Source organism: Scytonema sp. UIC 10036 (assembly GCF_009725235.1).
In genome coordinates this window covers 1-16,333 of record NZ_WJFC01000147.1, presented here as the reverse complement: position 1 = coordinate 16,333, position 16,333 = coordinate 1, and the positions used below count along the sequence as shown (strand labels likewise).

Sequence of the window (16,333 nt, the reverse complement as noted above, 5' to 3'; positions counted from 1 at the left end):
TTACACTAAACTATACTGAACCGTATTAATGGTAAAGTACGAATTATCCTTAGATGGTTTTAAGGGAATTCAGTTTTGCGGTCAACCCGATCCAAGCGGAACTTCTGGGAGATTTGTTAGAGGTGCTCCTCAACTTGTATTTAACAATGGATTAGCAGCAAGCTCAGTTATTGAGAATATTAAAATTAATCCCGCACCAAAAGCTATTTCTCGCCTCATCCAAGTGAATGACCAAGAAAAAGTTATTAATATTAATCCTTATGCTTTCACTCCTTCAACAACTTATACAATAACTTTTGGTGAAAATATCAAAGATAAATTTGGGCATACTTTGGGTAAGCCTGTTACAGTGAAGTATGAAACAGGAGATTTAGCAGGAGATTTATGGGTTCCTGAAGGTTTAAATATTTTTCCATCAGGGAAGAATTTGCAACTAAATATTTCTACAGTCAATGTGCCAGAATCTAGTTATAAAGCAGCATATCGAGTTATTCAACCAACGGATTTGGTTTATTTTAATTCGGCTTACCCTAAAGATTAAGGTGGCAATCTATTACCTAAACTCTCTGAATGGAAAAGCTTCAAGGTATCGGGTAAAAAAAATCAGTCCTTGGAAGAGTTTTCCAAAGTATTGGGGTATGCGCCCTCCAAGGTAGATGTATATCTAAAAACAATTGCCACTTTAGTACACTCAACCTATGGACATAAACCTACTGATGGCAGAATTTTGATTATGCTGCTGTTAACTCGGCAATTTTGGTACGAGCTTTGGCAATCGACTCTGCTAACTTTTGCCCACCATACTCATCATTTTCAACATGAACGAAGGTGATATCCGTAATGCCCATAAACCCAAAGACGGTAACAAGGTATGGATCGTGATGATTCATGCTCTCGTATCGCCCACCAGGATGGAAGCCTGAATCCCCTCGTGCTTCAATGATAAACATTTTCTTACCAAGGACGAGCGGCTTGAAAACGTTGCTAGAATCATTGGGTTCAAATGCAACAGTGCGTCCGACCCGAACAATTTGGTCAATATAACTTTTGAATGTGCCAGGAACGCTAAAATTATACATAGGAACACCAACAATATAGATATCAGCCGCTAAGAACTCGTCTACTAGTTGGTCGCTGATACGAATAGCTTCCCACAATTCGGGTGTGCGCTGTTCTGGTGGGGTGAAAGCAGCAGCAATCCAGGATTCATCTACATAAGGAACGGGATTGTGTCCAATATCTCGATAGGTAACAGTATCGTTTGGGTGAACTTGCTTCCATTGTTCAACAAATTCTCTGGTCATACGGCGAGAGTGGGAACGTTCGCCACGCGGACTAGAATCAATATGCAGTAAATGTGCCATAGTTATGGATTCTGTTGAGTTATAGCCTGTTTTCCATCACTATTTCAGCTTAGAAACTCGCCCTTCAACTACCTGATTTCTGTGACACTATCAAAATCTTGCGATCGATTAGAAAGATACGCACGACTGTTCATCAACACGCAACACGGACTCTTGTTGAAACTTCTTTACATATGCCTGTCTCATTTGTTGAATTTTTCTGTTAGTGTCACTGTTAAAAGGATAAAGCAAGATTAAAAGCTTCGACCCTTCTTTAACGACTGTTTTACTCGAATCCTTGAATTGACCCTTACCTGTTAACTCCGCTATCCGTGAAGTTTTACCTAATGAACACTACCGCCGATTAGTTGGTGAATGTGATGATGTTGGAGATACCCAATGGTTTGAAAAAATTGCAACACCTTACATTTATGATAGACTAACAGAGTTAACTGCAATACTTGATGAGCATATTAATAATAAAACTGACCTACAGTATTCTTGGTCTGTTTTGCGAAATCACTTATTTTCATGTCATATATATACCAGCTATAACTCTATTTTAATCCGTCCTTTTTTACCACCTACTCGTACTCATCTCCCTTTCTCTAATGCCAAACAACGTATTTATATGTCTGCCACATTAGGAGAAGGAGGCGAACTAGAAAGAGTGGCAGGCGTAGAAAAAATAGTGTCTTTGTCTGTTCCAGAAGGATGGAATAAGCAAGGTATTGGTCGTAGATTGTTTTTGTTTCCAGAAAGATGTCTAGATGAAGAAGAAGCACTCAACCTTGCTATCAATATGATGAAAGCAACACCAAGGTCACTTGTCCTTGTTCCAGATGAACGTACAGCTATTGAATTCAAAAACAAGATACCTAAAGAAACTGGGTACAAAATATTCGATGCAGTTCAAATTGAACAATCAAAGCAGCCTTTTATCTCAGCAGAAAAAGCTGTTGCAGTAGTGGCAAACCGTTACGATGGCATTGATTTGGTTGGCGATGAATGCCGCCTTCTAATTGTGAAGGGACTGCAACGAGCAACAAATTTGCAAGAAAAGTTTCTGGTAACTCGAATGCCTGCTAGTATTCTTTTCAATGAGAGAATTTTCACTCGAATTGTACAGGCAGTCGGACGCTGTACAAGAGCAGCTAACGATTATGCAGCCGTAATAGTCCTGGGAGAAGAATTGAATAAATTCTTGCTAGATAAGGATAAGAGACCATTTTTACATCCAGAAATTCAAGCTGAACTTGAGTTTGGAAATGATCAATCTAGGGATGTTAAAGCAGAGGATTTTCTTGATAACCTGCGGATCTTCCTAGAACATAAGGAAGAATGGAATGAGGCAGAAGAAGAAATAATCTCTCGCAGAGATACACTACTACAATGTCAACTCCCAGGCATAGATAAATTAAAGAACGCTGTTATTAATGAAGTAAGGTATCAATATGCCCTTTGGAATGGTGATTATGAAAGAGCAGTTGCAGAGTGCCGTTCTGTTTTGACTTCACTTAGTGGAAATGATGTTAAAGGCTATAGAGCCTTTTGGTACTATCTTGCTGGCAGTGCAGCTTGGATGGCTGCAAAAGATGGAATTTCTTCTATGGAAAGCGTGGCACGTGATTTCTTCCAGCGAGCAGCTAATACCGCTGAAGGGGTTCGATGGCTCTATGAACTCTCTCGTTTATATATTGAAAATCAGCAAGAAAACCGGGCTGATGTTTTTAGGCTTGCTGCTGTGATTGAAGGACTAGAAACACAACTGTTAGCACTCGGTACCGCAAATGATAGGAAGTTTGATGCGGAAGAGAAAAAAATTCTTGAAAATCTTAGTAAAGTAAGAGAAGAAGATTCTAAAGCCTTTGAAGACGGTCATGAAAGATTAGGTCGTCTACTAGGGTATCAAGCAGCAAATTCTGAAGTTAATGCTGCTCCAGACCCCTGGTGGATTGCTGGTGATGATTTTTGTATTGTATTTGAAGACCATTCCGTTAATAGCCAAGAAACACCACTTGGAGCAAATAAGGTTAGACAAGCAGCCTCACATCCTAATTGGATTAAAGCTAATGTTCAGCTTCGTAGCGATGCAGTAATTATCACGGTCATGGTCACACCCTGTAAGACCATAGAGAATGGTGCTATGCCTCATACCTCAGATGTTTGTTACTGGAATCAAAAAGAATTTCAAACATGGGCAGAAAATGCAGTTTCTGTTGTCCGTAACCTCAGACGTAGTTTTCCAGGTGAGGCTAACTTGGAATGGCGAGAACGCGCTATGCAGGCGTATCGGGATAATGGTCTTGACCCAGCATCTCTTACAGCAGATTTGCGTCAGAGAAAATTGGCTCATCTTCCAACTCGCGGTTAGTTTAGCGCTTCTCGAAAGCTGAGCTGCAACTAAGACGGGGCTAGTCGATCCTAACATTGAACTAACTGGTTAGATTTTTGGCATAAGAAATAGTTAAAATTATTACTGGTTATGAAAAAGTAACTGGTTAGAGGAGGGGAGTCAATACTGCTCTGTTAAGAAAATTGTCGCGTGAGACAAGCAGGGGGTGCAGGGGTTGTAGGGGGTGCAGGGGAGGAAAAAAAGGCTTAACCGACAAGTATTGGGAGGGGAGTAGGGGAGGAACGCGATCGCTTACTCAACTTCTGTCCAAGATTGCTTAAACTTGGGCAATCTGAGCGCTGGCAGCAGTGTTCGAGGGCAGAGGGGAATGGGAATGTCGGGATAGTGCAATTTCCGATATTTTCACTCACAGGTGACAGCATTGCCAACGTTGGTAATATTAGTTTTGTAAAAGAAGTTCAATCTCCTTTTACCTTTGCGGATATTACCGCTAAATTCAACAACACACTAAGGATTATGTCAATGTTTCCTTCTGAATTTTCAGAAAGTATCAAGAAAGAATTTGGTTCCTATGGGGTTCATCTTTGCGAACATTTGGATTTGATTTGTAAACACAGAGCTTTTAATACTTCAGGATTAAAAGGCTATAAAACCGCATTGAAAATTATAGCATTGAAGCTGGGAAAAGACTTAACACATTATGATAATCATGTAATTGTTAATTTTCGGAGCTTTTGGACAAGTCATTATACACCACAAATTGAAAGTAAATTAAAAATAGATTCAGAAGAGTACGAACTCAAAAAGGGAGAATTGAAAAAATGGATAATAAATAGCTGTGGCGGGGATTATCATTTTAATAAAATTCCTATATTTTTACAAAATCTCATTATTGATGAAATGGAGGAAGCTTTAGAATTTATAAGCAATAACATAGAAGAACAATTGGAAACAGAAAATAAAGCTAGTTAACAATTCATAATTCAAACCTCCATGCTCTAGTGGTTTGGAGGTAAGATCGCGCCAGTAATGAGTTTTCCAGCAGTAACTATACTTAGTATACAATTTGTAAGAGCGATTGCCCAACCAGTTTTTTATTACTTGCGAGAATCTAGCAACCAAGAATCATTGGAACTGTAATAAAAATTTAGAGGTAGGCGATCACCAGACCTTAGAACAATGCCGATCTTCTTCAAATACCAGAACCTCCTCCCGAAGTTGCTCGTTTCACTCTGAAACATTTGCAAAAAAGTTTTCGGCAACTTCTTTGGTGTCAGCTAGAATCCAATAACATCGAATCTTTTCGCCTAATCATAAGTAGCACATCAAGTGTGTGCGTATGCCGTGTCACCTTAAAGAAGGTGTTAGAGACATTATAACGTACTGCCTTTTCCTGTCAGGGTCTGCATGGAACTCACCTTCAGAAACTGAGCTTGGGCTACGTATTGTATCTTAGAATCCGCTCTAAATCAAGCAATTTTGGTAAAAACTTTTTCCTTGACATTTTTTACTAGTACATTTAACCTAGTATTTAATTAACTAAGCGGTTAAATACTTCTATCCTAAATGTCCACTGACCGATTGAGCGTCACCTTTGCCGCCCTTGCCGATCCCACTCGGCGTGCCATTCTGGCTATTCTAGCTAAGGGTGAAGCATCGGTGACTGAACTAGCTAAACCCTTTGAGGTGAGCTTACCTGCTATTTCCAAACATCTCAAAGTGCTAGAGCGTGCCGGATTAATTGCACGCACGCGAGACGCTCAGTGGCGACTCTGTAGGCTAGAGGCAGAACCGCTCAAGGATGCAGCAGATTGGATCGAGCAATATCGCCAGTTCTGGGAACAGAATTTCGATCGCCTAGACGAGTATCTACAAGAATTGCAAGCAGAAGAAAAATCCGATCGCGAACCATAATGTGCGATCGCTTCGGCGCAAGCCGTACCCGGCTTATCGAGCCATCTTTAAGGAGAAACAAGATGTTGAAACAAAATGACTCCAGTGAATCTCAACGCGAAATTAAGATCGTCCGTATTTTCAAAGCTCCACGAGAACTTGTGTTCAAGGCATGGACAGAGCCAAAACATATCGAGCAGTGGTGGGGACCAAAAGGCTTCACAACCCGCGTGACTGAAATGGATTTTCGTCCCGGCGGTCAATGGCGCTATGTTATGGTTGGTCCAGATGGCAAGGAATACCCCGTCAAGGGTGTTTTCCGCGAAATCGTGCCTCCAGAACGGATTGTCACAACCGATGAATTTGACGAAGGCTTTGAACAAGTTATAAATATGGATTTGCCACAAGGAATTGTGACAACAGCCATATTTGAGGAGTTAAACGGTCAGACTAAACTCACCCTCCAGATTATGCACGCATCTGAAAGCGATCGCCGCAAGCACGAAGAAATGGGAGTTGTTGACGGATGGAATTCTAGCCTCGATTGCCTTGACGAATTCCTAGCAAAGCAAGCCAAACATCAGCAGAATGGTTTAACAGTGACATTACCATCAGATCGCGAAATTCTCATAACCCGCGTCTTCAATGCTCCGCGTCAACTCGTCTTCAAAGCATGGACTCAACCCGAACATATCAAACGCTGGTTTGGAGGTTGTACAAACACGACGATGACCGTTTGCGAAATCGACCTACGCGTAGGCGGTCAATGGCGCTATGTTTTGCACGATTCTAGCAACGGCGTAGACCACGGCTTTTCAGGCGAATACCGCGAAATTATACCATCAGAAAAGTTAGTTGCTACCGAACGTTACGAACCCGTTCCCAACAGCGACCATCTGAATACACTAACCCTAACAGAGCAAGATGGGAAAACAACACTACAAATTCTTATTCTGCATTCGTCAATTGAACAGCGAGACGGACATCTTCAATCAGGAATGGAAACAGGATTGAACGAGAGCCTGAATCGTCTCGAACAACTCCTTGAATCAATAGCATGAACGCAAACCAGAGACCTCATTAATAGAACTATTCCATTTCATCTGCGTGCATCTGCGTTCATCTGCGGTTAATAATTTCTTCCCGTACCTCACAAATTTGAGAATTGTCCAAAAGACTTTGTAACCTTTTTATAAATTTTGTCAGTAGACATCCAATTACAGTACAATTGTACTGTAATTGGATGTTAAACAATTACATCTCACACAAGGAGTAAACCATGAAGTTGAATCCATATCTGATGTTCAACGGTCAATGTGAGACAGCGTTTAAATTCTACGAGCAGTGCTTGGGTGGTAAAATCACAGCCATGATGACTTATAGAGAGTCGCCAGAGCCAGATGCAGATCAAATACCGCCAGAATGGCACGATAAAATTATGCATGTCGCACTGACAATAGGCGAGCAAGAATTGATGGGTTCAGACAATCCACCAAAATACCAAGAAGAAACAAAAGGTTTTTCCGTATCGATTAGCTTAAACGATCCAGCAGAAGCTGAGCGTATCTTTAACACATTGGCAGAAAACGGTGTAGTGAAAATGCCATATCAACAAACTTTCTGGGCTTACCGTTTCGGGATGCTCGTCGATCGCTTTGGCATTCCCTGGATGATTAACTGCGATCGCGATGCTGGATAAAAATAGATAATTAGACATTTATTATTCAGAATCATTGCTGCGACTTGGGTAATAAACGCCCCACGGTACTCCAAGTGAGCGTTTAAGTTCAGGCGAACATATGCCGCAGCTAATTTTAAGTATGAGAGTATATTTGATAACATTTAGCCTCACTTTTTTAATTTTTGGAACCGCAGATGAACGCTGATGCACGCTGATGGCAGAAACCAACATCCGCGTTCGTCTGCGTGCATCTGCGGTTAAATATTGAAAATAGAAAATCACCTTCCATTGGCATGAATTCGTTTGACTGCTGTGTTATATACACAAGCCACTAATAAACCCAGCACACTTATAGCTATACCTTGTTTGAGTAATAATTTACTGGCAAAAGCTAAGTCAGTATTAACAAACAAACGAGCAGGACCATATAAAATACTGGCAAAGGGTAGAGCTTTTAATAGAGGGTGCCACTCATTAGGTAATAAATCTAATGGAAGAAGCATACCGCCTAAAATCATCATAATTCGACCGTAAATCAGCATCAACCCTGAAGTATTTTCTAGCCAAAAAGCTGCTAAGCCAACTAAAAAATTTCCTAAGAAATCTAATACAAATGCTCGTGGCAATGCTATTAGAAATAACAGGAGACTTGTCAAACTAATGGGAATTAATCCGACAAATAACAGCACAAGTCCTACTGTTACTGATATATTCAAACTAAAGCGGACGATGCGATCGCCTAGAGCCGTCCACAAGCGATATAAGGGGTAAGATACAGGACGTATCAGTTGTACTGCTAGTGCTCCTGTCCTAACATCGTGGTCTACTTCTTGAGCAATTGGTGGATTTGAAAGCACAATAGATTCAGTAATACCTAAATACCATATCATTTGTGAGAGTGTTAACCCTCCTAATTGTTCGGCATTTGTTTCTGCATAAGTTACGCGCCACAATTGCAGGAAAATATAGAGTATTACAAATAGGAAAATTCCTCTAGATGCGACTTCTCCTATGTAAACAAGGTTGGACCGATCTGCTGTTAAGCCAATCCATATGTATTTCTTCATTGGTCAAAAGTCATTTGTCAGTCTTCAATTAGCAATTAGCAATTAGCAATTAGCAATTAGCAATTAGCAATTAGCAATTAGCAATTTGTCATTAATTACCCAATCCAAAATCCAAAATCCAAAATCTAAAATTCTTGAGAGTAAATATGAGCGATCGCTTGACCTGCGGGAACGCTTAAACTGATATCATCTACTGCAACAATTTCCTTGCGGGCTTTGTTGAGTCCCCAACCGCGAGTTAGGGTAAACGTTTTGCGTAAATTTTCTAATTCTACGGCTGCCATCTGCGATAAACCTCTTCCGGCGGCTTTATGCTACAATTGTAATACAATAATGATTAACGCAATTTCGGAATTATGAACAACAGCATATAGCAAAAAATTTGCTAAAATTCACTCAACTCGTGGAGGACGACAGACCCGTCTGAGAGGTTCGCTTGAACAGGAAATCTCCAATAGAAGTGAAAAACTGATTGGGATAGGCATTAGTAGGGCGAAACGTCACTGCAACGACACTGCAGCAATTAAGTGCCACATTCTTGTGCTGAGAAGCAAAAAAATTGAGCTTGTGGAAGCTGGATGGTACCGCCGTTGATATGGTTCCAGCAATTAAACAATACAAACCTCATTTGATGGTCATTTGTAGTTTCTTGCGGACTGTAGCATATGGTAAATACGGCACGGGTACTTATTGGTTCTCTTCACCCATCACTTTCAGAACAGGTTTTAATTCGGGGATGGATATACCGTCTTCGAGAACTTGCGAAAACAACATTTATCGTTCTCAAAGACTGTAGCGGTGAAATTCAGTGTGTCGCAGATTCAGCGTACACGCGAGCGCTCTCTTTAAAACTTGATGAACCAGTTGAAATTAAGGGTTGGGTCAAACCTGATTCTCGTTCTCGTAGTGGTTTCGAGATAGAAGTCTCTGACATTTGTGTTTTAAATCGAGTCTCTCATTTTCTTCCCTTTAATTCTTCCTCAGACATTTCTGAAATTGGCATTGACACAATTTTGGCTTATCGTCCTTTATCACTTCGCAATCCTAGCGTTGGCGATATTTTTAGGATACAAGCAGCAATTGTGCATTACTTTCGTCAATTTCTGTGGGAAAAGCACTTCACTGAAATTGTCACCTCCAAAATAGTTTCTAGTGGAACAGAAGGAGGGACGAATTTATTTGAAATTAAATATTTTGAACGTTCTGCTTACCTTGCTCAAAGTCCTCAGTTCTATAAAGAGCAAGGAGTAGCTGGATTGGAAAGAGTTTTTGAAACAGGTCATGTTTACCGCGCCGAACCCCACGCCAGTAGCCGTCATCTTACAGAATACTACTCTTTAGACCTTGAACTAGGCTTCATTGAGCATCTTGAAGAGGTTATTCAGTTGGAAAAAGAACTCTTGACGTACATTTTTGAGATGCTTAATGAGAATTACGCGGATATCATCAAAAGATATCGAACTCAGCTTTTGCCAAAAATGATTGATGTCCCTATTTGGGAATTTCAAGAATGTCTTGAGCGATTGAATAAATCTTGCGGTCGTACTGACCTTGTAGACGACTTAGATCCGGAAGCCGAACGCCAACTTTGTCAACTTGCAGAATCAGAAACTGGAATCAGTGCTCTTTTTGTGATAGGATTTCCACTATCAGCCCGTCCATTCTATACCTACCCAAGAGATAAAAATGGAGCATCGCAAAGCTTTGACCTTCTTTTTGAGGGTCTTGAAGTTACAACTGGAGGACAAAGACTTCACAAACGTGAGGATTTGGAACAAGCACTCCGCCAGCGTGCGATCGATCCTGTATGTTTTGAAAATCATTTACAAATGTTTGACATGGGAATGCCACCTCATGGTGGATTAGCTATTGGCTTAGAAAGACTTACTGCACGAATTTTGAATCTTCCTAATATCAAACAAGCAACTCTTTATCCAAGAGACAGATATCGAATTTCACCTTAGATATAGGTCACTGGCTCCTGACGGGGCTTTCAAGAAATCAATTATCCCAGAATGCCGGGTGGGAGTCCTTGCTCGCCCGGTTCACAGGACGGCTAGAGTGAAGGAGCAAAACTAAATTTACAGACTCTTCATGTTCGCTATATATATTATCCACCAATGGCAAATATTCTTAATGAAAGTATTTTAAATCAAATTTAGTGTAGTTTAAAAAAAAAATTAAAGTAAATTTAACACTTTTATGGTGTAAAATTTTCGATGAGCTTACTGACTTTGTTGTTTGTAAAGCTTGCTAGTTAAGTTGTCACTATAAGTGTGAGGATGTGCCATGAAAATATGTCTACTAGCTTATGCTGGTGGAGCCAGTTTTTTGTGTCTGTACGCCAATATACTACCTGCTTTAGCTGTAGATCGTTACGAAATAGCAGAGGAAAAACAGGCATTCATAGATCCGGACAATTTAGTAATTCGCAACAATATTAGCACCGATCTAACAGGTGAGTTTAGATATGGCAATATTGTACCCAACCTAAATCAGAAAGAATTTACTTTATCTCAACAACAAAATTTACCTTTTGTCAATCAACCGCAAGAAAGTAGGAATTTAGGGCAGACCATTGCTCCTAGTTCTTCAATTCTACCTGTCTCACCATCTTCACAAGTATCAAGTGCGGCACAGGTTACATCTGTATCACAGTTGTCTGATGTGAACCCTACAGACTGGGCTTTTCAAGCATTGCAATCTCTAGTGGAGCGCTATGGTTGTATTGCTGGTTACCCAAATGGCACTTATAGGGGTAACCGTGCTTTGACTCGTTATGAATTTGCAGCTGGTTTGAATGCGTGTTTAGATCGAGTCAATGAACTTATTGCTACAGCCACTGCTGATTTGGTAAGAAAAGAAGATTTAGTGACTTTGCAGAGATTGCAAGAAGAGTTTGCTGCGGAACTAGCAACACTGCGAGGTCGGGTAGATGCTATAGAAACTCGTGCAGCTGAATTAGAAGCAAATCAGTTTTCCACAACAACCAAACTGAATGGTGAGGCTATTATCGCAGGTATTGGTGCCACAGGAGGTGCTCCTGGCAATGATGACCCCAATATTATTCTAGTGAATAGAGTGCGGTTAAACCTCAACACTAGTTTTACGGGCAAAGACTTATTAATTACTGGTTTGCAAGCGCATAACTTTTTAGGTGGTGTAAGTGGTAGTGGCAGCGTTCAACAATCTTTGGGCTTAGCTTCAGATTTACTGAGTGCTAGCAGCGCACGTGTCAGTTTTGAGCCTCAATTTCCCGGCGTTAATGCTAAGACATTAACCGAAACTGGTGCCAACGATATTGAGCTTTACAAATTGCTTTATATCTTTCCCGTTGCTGATAAACTCACTTTGTTTGCTGGACCTGCGGCAGAAGTATCTGACGCCTTTCCTGCAATCACACCTTTTTATGGTGAAGGGCAGGAGTCTATTTCTCGCTTTGCAGGTTTAAACCCTGTGGTACGTGTCTCCGGCGGTACTTCTGGTTCTGGTTTGGCATCAGCGGCTGGCTTTATTTTTAACGTTTCAAAGCAGTTAGATTTAAGAGCTTTGTATGGCAGTGCAAACGCTAACATTTCTCTTTCCGGCGCGGATATACAGCCAGGAGTATCCAGCACGCCCCTGGGTGCAGGAGTGTTTGGAGGCAGTAGTGTCGTAGCGGCACAATTGACTTTTAGACCCAGTAGTTCCCTCGATTTTGCTCTAAACTATGCCAACAGTTATCACGAAATCAATATCTTGGGTACGGGATTAACCAGTAGTGATATCGGTGCTTTAGCTAATGTTCCCTTGGGAATACCAGTCAAACTGAACTCTGTTGGTGGTACAGTCACTTGGCGGGTTTCCCCAAAAGTAGCTCTTTCTGGCTATGGAGCAGCTATATTTGTTGATGATTCTTCTGGTCGTGTGGATGCTTCTACCACTTTCACAAGTTGGATGGCAGGGCTTCACTTTAGCGATTTATTTGGAAAAGGAAATAATGCAGGAATTATTTTCGGACAGCCACTTTATCGAACCTCTGCCGATGGTGATGCTAGACTTGCTAATACAGGTGTAGATCGTGCTGTTCCCTACCATTTAGAGGCATATTACCGTATCAAAGTCAATAACAACATCAGCATTACTCCAGGTGCGTTCGTTCTATTCAATCCAGAAGGTGATAGCAGAAACGACACCACAACTGTAGGTGTACTTCGTACTACTTTCACGTTTTAGTACGTAGAGACTAGCATGGCTAGTCTCTACACGATACAAACAAAGAAAAGTTATCAAAAAAATGGGTTTAAAACCCCGTCCTTCTAAAGGAGCAGCTTTTCTTGATTCTGGATGTATTTTTTAAGAACTTCAATTGGCGCTCCACCCACAGAAGAAACAACTGGGACTGGGACTTCCATTGAGCATCTTTGCCATAGGGCTTTTTGAACCCAGCTTTTCCATACATCCGGCTAGATACGCCTTTGAGTGAATTCACTATTTGAGAAATCGAGAGCTTTGGAGGGTATTCGATTAAAGCATGAATGTGGTCGGCTTCACCATTGAATTCCAGGATTTGAAGCTCCATTTTTTTGGCTACGTCTAGAAATGATTCTTTAATCACTGCAAGACTTTCCTTAGTGAATACAGACCTACGGTATTTAGTTACACAGACCAAATGGATTTTTAAGTCAGAAACCTAATGCCTTTCACTACGGAAGTTATTTGACACCACAAGCAGACCCATATAGAATTCATATGACAGACCAAATATAACACGAAACTAAAGAGGAGGTGATATCACTTGCTAACAAACTATGTTTACAAGCTACGTCCTAATATCTCTCAATCTGAAAAAATGGACAACTGGGTTGATCTGCTCAGGAGTCATTACAACTGGTGCTTGAATGATAGGATTACCCAGTATAATCACCAATTCATTCAAGGGGACTATTGCGACATTAGAACAAGAGCGGTGGCTTGTCCTATAACTTGTTTTGTTAGCAAGAATGGAGCTACGGGAGAACCCTGGAAAGATGGGAAGCTAGATAAAGAAGGAAATCTTAAAAACCCTAGAAGAAGTGCAGGAGATATTCAAATAACCAGTCTACCAATGCTTAAACAAGCTAGACCTTGGTATGCTGAGATTGATTCTACAGTATTGCAACAAAACGTTAAACGTCTTGATGTAGCGTATAAGAATTTCTTTGAGGGCAGAGGATTCCCACAATTCAAGAATCGTAGCAACTTCACTTCTTTTACCTATACAGTAGGGACAAAAGTACAAGGAAACAAAATCTACTTACCTAAAATAGGTTGGATGAGGTTTCACAATTCTCGTTTAATACCTGATGGTTTTACTATCAAAGCTATAACTGTTCGCAAGCGTCAAGACGGTTGGTATATATCTGTCCGAATAGAAGACACAAATGTACCTAACTATATTTCAAGACCTTTAGCAGAAGTTGAGAAAGTCATTGGTTGCGATTTAGGTATTACCAAACTTGTTCATCTATCAGATGGATATCAAATTGATAATCCCAAGTTCAGCACAAACCGAAAGACAAGACATCTATTAAAAGTCAGACAGCGCCGGATCGGTCGCAGAGTTAAAGGCAGTAAAAACAGGAAAAAAGCAGCCAAAAAAGTTGGAAGATTACATAAACGGATTGGTGACAAACGTTTAGCATACCAATGGTATGTAGCAAACAAAATAGTTTCTCGTAATGTAGATGCTATTGGCTTGGAAGACTTAAACGTAGCAGGAATGTTACGACGTTGCCAGGTTAAAGTAGATGAGAAAACAGGACGGTTTTTAAAGAACGGACAAAGCCGAAAAAAAGGTTTAAATAGGTCTATCTCGGATGCTAGTTGGTCGGAGTTAACTTCAAAAATTGAGTATCTTGCTGAGAAGCAGTACAAAGTGGTAATCAAAGTTAACCCAAAACATTCATCACAAGAATGTCGAAACTGCGGACATACAGACAAATTGAATCGCGATAGAGAAAGATTCATTTGTGTAAGCTGTGGTCACATGTCCCACGCCGATCTAGGAGCTGCAAAAACAATTCGAGATAGAGCTTTAAGTTTGGTACGTGGGGACTCCGCGAAACCTGCTGACAACACTAGCAAGTCTAGTGAAGGAACAGTTAAACGCCTGAAAAATCGCAAGGAGACATCAGCACGCCCTTTGGGCAAACGTGTTGAGCCTGGGAACCTGAGCAATCAGGATATCAAGACAGCAATGTCTTGATAATCACCGTCCCTTTTAGGGCGGTGAGCGTCAAATGTTAAAGTGCAACAGTGAAAAAAGGGATTCAGATATCTATTTTCGGCATGATAATGAGAATATACCCCGGCTAACCCTGTAATTCGTATAAAGGAATTTCATCAGGATTGCCAATTAAGTGCCAAAAAAGAGCAATGTCACCAGCAGCACTAGCGATAAACTCTAATTGTTCTAGTGTGGCACCGTTTTCCATTTCTACCAAAAAGTTTTTTGCAGCCAGGATAGTGTTTTCATGAGCCAATGCTTGCCGACTATGCCGTCTAACCATTTTCGTTTCACTCAAGAGCATTTAATGCGAATCTTATTTATAGGATGATCAAATTTTGTTTTACCATGCATCGATCCTGGGTACAATACCCATAGGTCTAGGTCTTACAGAATTCACATTAACTTGGTACGCATATCCTTTGGCGTAGTGTTTTTGTAGTGGACAAGTCAGCTTGTCCACCATATGGAAAACAAAGGTTATTAGCTGGACGGTTTTCACCGTTCAGCTAAAGGTTACTGGTTGCGTAGGAAGGAAATATCCACTGTTCAGTTTGAGGTCAATCTAGAACTAAGTCGGATAAGTTCACTTTTAGATTGGCTCAAGCAGACTTTAATGATTCGTTCTCGTTAATGCGAGAAGCAAGACGAGAAAACGCACTATGGATTGCTTCTCCGGACTGCTGGTGTTCTGGACTATCTAAGTAATCGTTGGCTACAGCGTCTAGTAATGAGGAGACAACCAAAAGTTTTTCCCTATCTGTAGTAGCAGCTTGAAATTGTTCTACAAAAGTTGCTACCTTTGTTTCTGTTAATGGCTGTTCGGAAAGGAAGCGCTTTCCCCCTTCCCTTCTGCCTTCCCCTCTATGCGGCTTTTTTTCAGTCATAATGCACCCTTGGTAATAGTTCAAGTAGATACTACCCAATTTAAAGGCATTAACGATCAAAGTTTGCGATCGCTCTGCAGTCGCACACAGTGAATGGAATTATTGCCAGAGGTAAATAAGGATAAACAAAACAATCCAAATGACATCAACAAAGTGCCAAAATAGTGAAGTCGCATTGACACCAAAATGCCCTGAATCGTAGTTACCTGGAATAAAAGAGCGACCAAACACAATCAATTGCAATAGAATGCCAGTAAAAACGTGCAAACCGTGAAAGCCAGTTAAGAGGTAGAACATCCCACCAAAAACTCCTGTGGTAAAACCAAAGGAGAGGTGACTCCACTCGATCGCTTGTCCTACAAGAAAGTAAGTTCCCATTGCGATCGTTAGCAAAAGAAACAGGCGAAACTTTGTTAAATCATGACGTTGAAGAGCACGTTCTGCCAAGTAAATAACAAAGCTACTGGAAACAAGAACCACCGTGTTAATTGCGGGGTCTTTAACTTCTAACCCTGAAACACCAGGAGGTAACCAGTCTATGGCAGTTGTTTTGTAAATAGTATACCCAGCAAAAAAACTGAGGAAAATAAAAGTCTCTGAGATCAAAAACACAATGAAGCCAAACATTTTATTGCCTTCTTCATCGTGAACATGCCCGTGCGCGGCATGATGTAATTCTTCTGAAACGATAGAACTGTCCATTTAATCAACTCTCCTTCAAAGGTAGTGGGTAGTGGTTAGTGGTTAGTGGTTAGTGTTTAGTGGTTAGTGGTTAGTGGTTTGTGGTTAGTGGTTAGTGGTTAGTGGTTGGTGGTTGGTGGGAAAACAACTAACAACCAACAACTAACAACCAACAACT

At 40.7% G+C, this 16,333-nt stretch carries 15 protein-coding genes and 2 pseudogenes; 9 read left to right on the top strand and 8 right to left on the bottom strand.

Annotated features, from left to right (window positions below):
• Positions 1 to 58: 58 nt before the first annotated feature.
• Positions 59 to 616: pseudogene (locus F7734_RS43030) on the top strand (Ig-like domain-containing protein); the annotation flags it as partial.
• A gap of 115 nt (positions 617 to 731) precedes the next feature.
• Here the strand turns inward: F7734_RS43030 and F7734_RS43025 are convergent.
• Together F7734_RS43025 and F7734_RS43020 are read right to left on the bottom strand one after the other, a co-directional pair.
• Entirely contained in the window at positions 732 to 1,364 is a 633-nt protein-coding gene (locus F7734_RS43025; RefSeq protein WP_155750506.1) for an FMN-dependent NADH-azoreductase, read from the bottom strand.
• A 108-nt stretch (positions 1,365 to 1,472) separates the two neighbouring features.
• Entirely contained in the window at positions 1,473 to 1,673 is a 201-nt protein-coding gene (locus tag F7734_RS43020) for a DUF3574 domain-containing protein (RefSeq protein ID WP_166482505.1), read from the bottom strand.
• A 301-nt stretch (positions 1,674 to 1,974) separates the two neighbouring features.
• Here F7734_RS43020 and F7734_RS43015 point away from each other — a divergent pair, with 301 nt between their 5' ends.
• From F7734_RS43015 to F7734_RS42995, 5 genes are all read left to right on the top strand, one after another.
• Entirely contained in the window at positions 1,975 to 3,717 is a 1,743-nt protein-coding gene (locus tag F7734_RS43015; protein ID WP_155750505.1) for a helicase C-terminal domain-containing protein, read from the top strand.
• 366 nt (positions 3,718 to 4,083) lie between these two features.
• Positions 4,084 to 4,671 (top strand): hypothetical protein, encoded by a 588-nt coding sequence (locus F7734_RS43010; RefSeq protein WP_155750504.1) that lies wholly within the window; start codon positions 4,084 to 4,086, stop codon positions 4,669 to 4,671.
• 594 nt (positions 4,672 to 5,265) lie between these two features.
• The gene (locus tag F7734_RS43005; RefSeq protein WP_155750503.1) at positions 5,266 to 5,613 is read left to right on the top strand and encodes a metalloregulator ArsR/SmtB family transcription factor; all 348 of its coding nucleotides are present in this window, start codon (positions 5,266 to 5,268) and stop codon (positions 5,611 to 5,613) included.
• A 62-nt stretch (positions 5,614 to 5,675) separates the two neighbouring features.
• Complete coding sequence (locus F7734_RS43000) at positions 5,676 to 6,653, top strand: SRPBCC family protein (protein WP_155750502.1); 978 nt, start codon at positions 5,676 to 5,678, stop codon at positions 6,651 to 6,653.
• A 218-nt stretch (positions 6,654 to 6,871) separates the two neighbouring features.
• Positions 6,872 to 7,291 (top strand): VOC family protein, encoded by a 420-nt coding sequence (locus tag F7734_RS42995; protein WP_155750501.1) that lies wholly within the window; start codon positions 6,872 to 6,874, stop codon positions 7,289 to 7,291.
• Positions 7,292 to 7,551: 260 nt separating this feature from the next.
• On the opposite strand, the gene F7734_RS42990 is transcribed toward F7734_RS42995, so the two are convergent.
• Complete coding sequence (locus tag F7734_RS42990; protein ID WP_155750500.1) at positions 7,552 to 8,340, bottom strand: ABC-2 family transporter protein; 789 nt, start codon at positions 8,338 to 8,340, stop codon at positions 7,552 to 7,554.
• Positions 8,341 to 8,465: 125 nt separating this feature from the next.
• Positions 8,466 to 8,624: a hypothetical protein gene (locus tag F7734_RS42985; RefSeq protein WP_155750499.1), complete on the bottom strand. Its 159-nt coding sequence runs from the start codon at positions 8,622 to 8,624 to the stop codon at positions 8,466 to 8,468.
• Between the two features lie 381 nt (positions 8,625 to 9,005).
• Here F7734_RS42985 and aspS point away from each other — a divergent pair, with 381 nt between their 5' ends.
• On the top strand, positions 9,006 to 10,304 hold the full coding sequence (gene aspS, locus F7734_RS42980; protein ID WP_155750498.1) for an aspartate--tRNA(Asn) ligase: 1,299 nt from the start codon (positions 9,006 to 9,008) through the stop codon (positions 10,302 to 10,304).
• Positions 10,305 to 10,629: 325 nt separating this feature from the next.
• On the top strand, positions 10,630 to 12,555 hold the full coding sequence (locus tag F7734_RS42975) for an iron uptake porin (RefSeq protein ID WP_155750497.1): 1,926 nt from the start codon (positions 10,630 to 10,632) through the stop codon (positions 12,553 to 12,555).
• Between the two features lie 83 nt (positions 12,556 to 12,638).
• Here F7734_RS42975 and tnpA read toward each other — a convergent pair.
• Positions 12,639 to 12,997 (bottom strand): annotated as a pseudogene (tnpA, locus tag F7734_RS42970) (IS200/IS605 family transposase).
• Between the two features lie 120 nt (positions 12,998 to 13,117).
• On the opposite strand from tnpA, the gene F7734_RS42965 reads away from it, so the two are divergent.
• Positions 13,118 to 14,566, top strand: a complete 1,449-nt coding sequence (locus F7734_RS42965) for an RNA-guided endonuclease TnpB family protein (RefSeq protein WP_155750496.1) — start codon at positions 13,118 to 13,120, stop codon at positions 14,564 to 14,566.
• Between the two features lie 106 nt (positions 14,567 to 14,672).
• On the opposite strand, the gene F7734_RS42960 is transcribed toward F7734_RS42965, so the two are convergent.
• From F7734_RS42960 to F7734_RS42950, 3 genes are all read right to left on the bottom strand, one after another.
• On the bottom strand, positions 14,673 to 14,870 hold the full coding sequence (locus tag F7734_RS42960; protein ID WP_155750495.1) for a hypothetical protein: 198 nt from the start codon (positions 14,868 to 14,870) through the stop codon (positions 14,673 to 14,675).
• Between the two features lie 319 nt (positions 14,871 to 15,189).
• Positions 15,190 to 15,474, bottom strand: coding sequence for a hypothetical protein (locus F7734_RS42955; protein WP_155750494.1), 285 nt, complete (start codon positions 15,472 to 15,474; stop codon positions 15,190 to 15,192).
• Between the two features lie 99 nt (positions 15,475 to 15,573).
• Entirely contained in the window at positions 15,574 to 16,176 is a 603-nt protein-coding gene (locus tag F7734_RS42950; RefSeq protein WP_155750493.1) for a heme-copper oxidase subunit III, read from the bottom strand.
• Between the last annotated feature and the right edge of the window lie 157 nt (positions 16,177 to 16,333).

Coding starts and splice junctions, on each gene's coding strand:
- F7734_RS43005 (WP_155750503.1), top strand. CDS start 5,266: ATGTCCACTGACCGATTGAGCGTCACCTTTGCCGCCCTTGCCGATCCC.
- F7734_RS42985 (WP_155750499.1), bottom strand. CDS start 8,624: ATGGCAGCCGTAGAATTAGAAAATTTACGCAAAACGTTTACCCTAACT.
- F7734_RS43025 (WP_155750506.1), bottom strand. CDS start 1,364: ATGGCACATTTACTGCATATTGATTCTAGTCCGCGTGGCGAACGTTCC.
- F7734_RS42990 (WP_155750500.1), bottom strand. CDS start 8,340: ATGAAGAAATACATATGGATTGGCTTAACAGCAGATCGGTCCAACCTT.
- aspS (WP_155750498.1), top strand. CDS start 9,006: ATGGTAAATACGGCACGGGTACTTATTGGTTCTCTTCACCCATCACTT.
- F7734_RS42955 (WP_155750494.1), bottom strand. CDS start 15,474: ATGACTGAAAAAAAGCCGCATAGAGGGGAAGGCAGAAGGGAAGGGGGA.
- F7734_RS42995 (WP_155750501.1), top strand. CDS start 6,872: ATGAAGTTGAATCCATATCTGATGTTCAACGGTCAATGTGAGACAGCG.
- F7734_RS42975 (WP_155750497.1), top strand. CDS start 10,630: ATGAAAATATGTCTACTAGCTTATGCTGGTGGAGCCAGTTTTTTGTGT.
- F7734_RS43000 (WP_155750502.1), top strand. CDS start 5,676: ATGTTGAAACAAAATGACTCCAGTGAATCTCAACGCGAAATTAAGATC.
- F7734_RS42950 (WP_155750493.1), bottom strand. CDS start 16,176: ATGGACAGTTCTATCGTTTCAGAAGAATTACATCATGCCGCGCACGGG.
- F7734_RS42960 (WP_155750495.1), bottom strand. CDS start 14,870: ATGGTTAGACGGCATAGTCGGCAAGCATTGGCTCATGAAAACACTATC.
- F7734_RS43015 (WP_155750505.1), top strand. CDS start 1,975: ATGTCTGCCACATTAGGAGAAGGAGGCGAACTAGAAAGAGTGGCAGGC.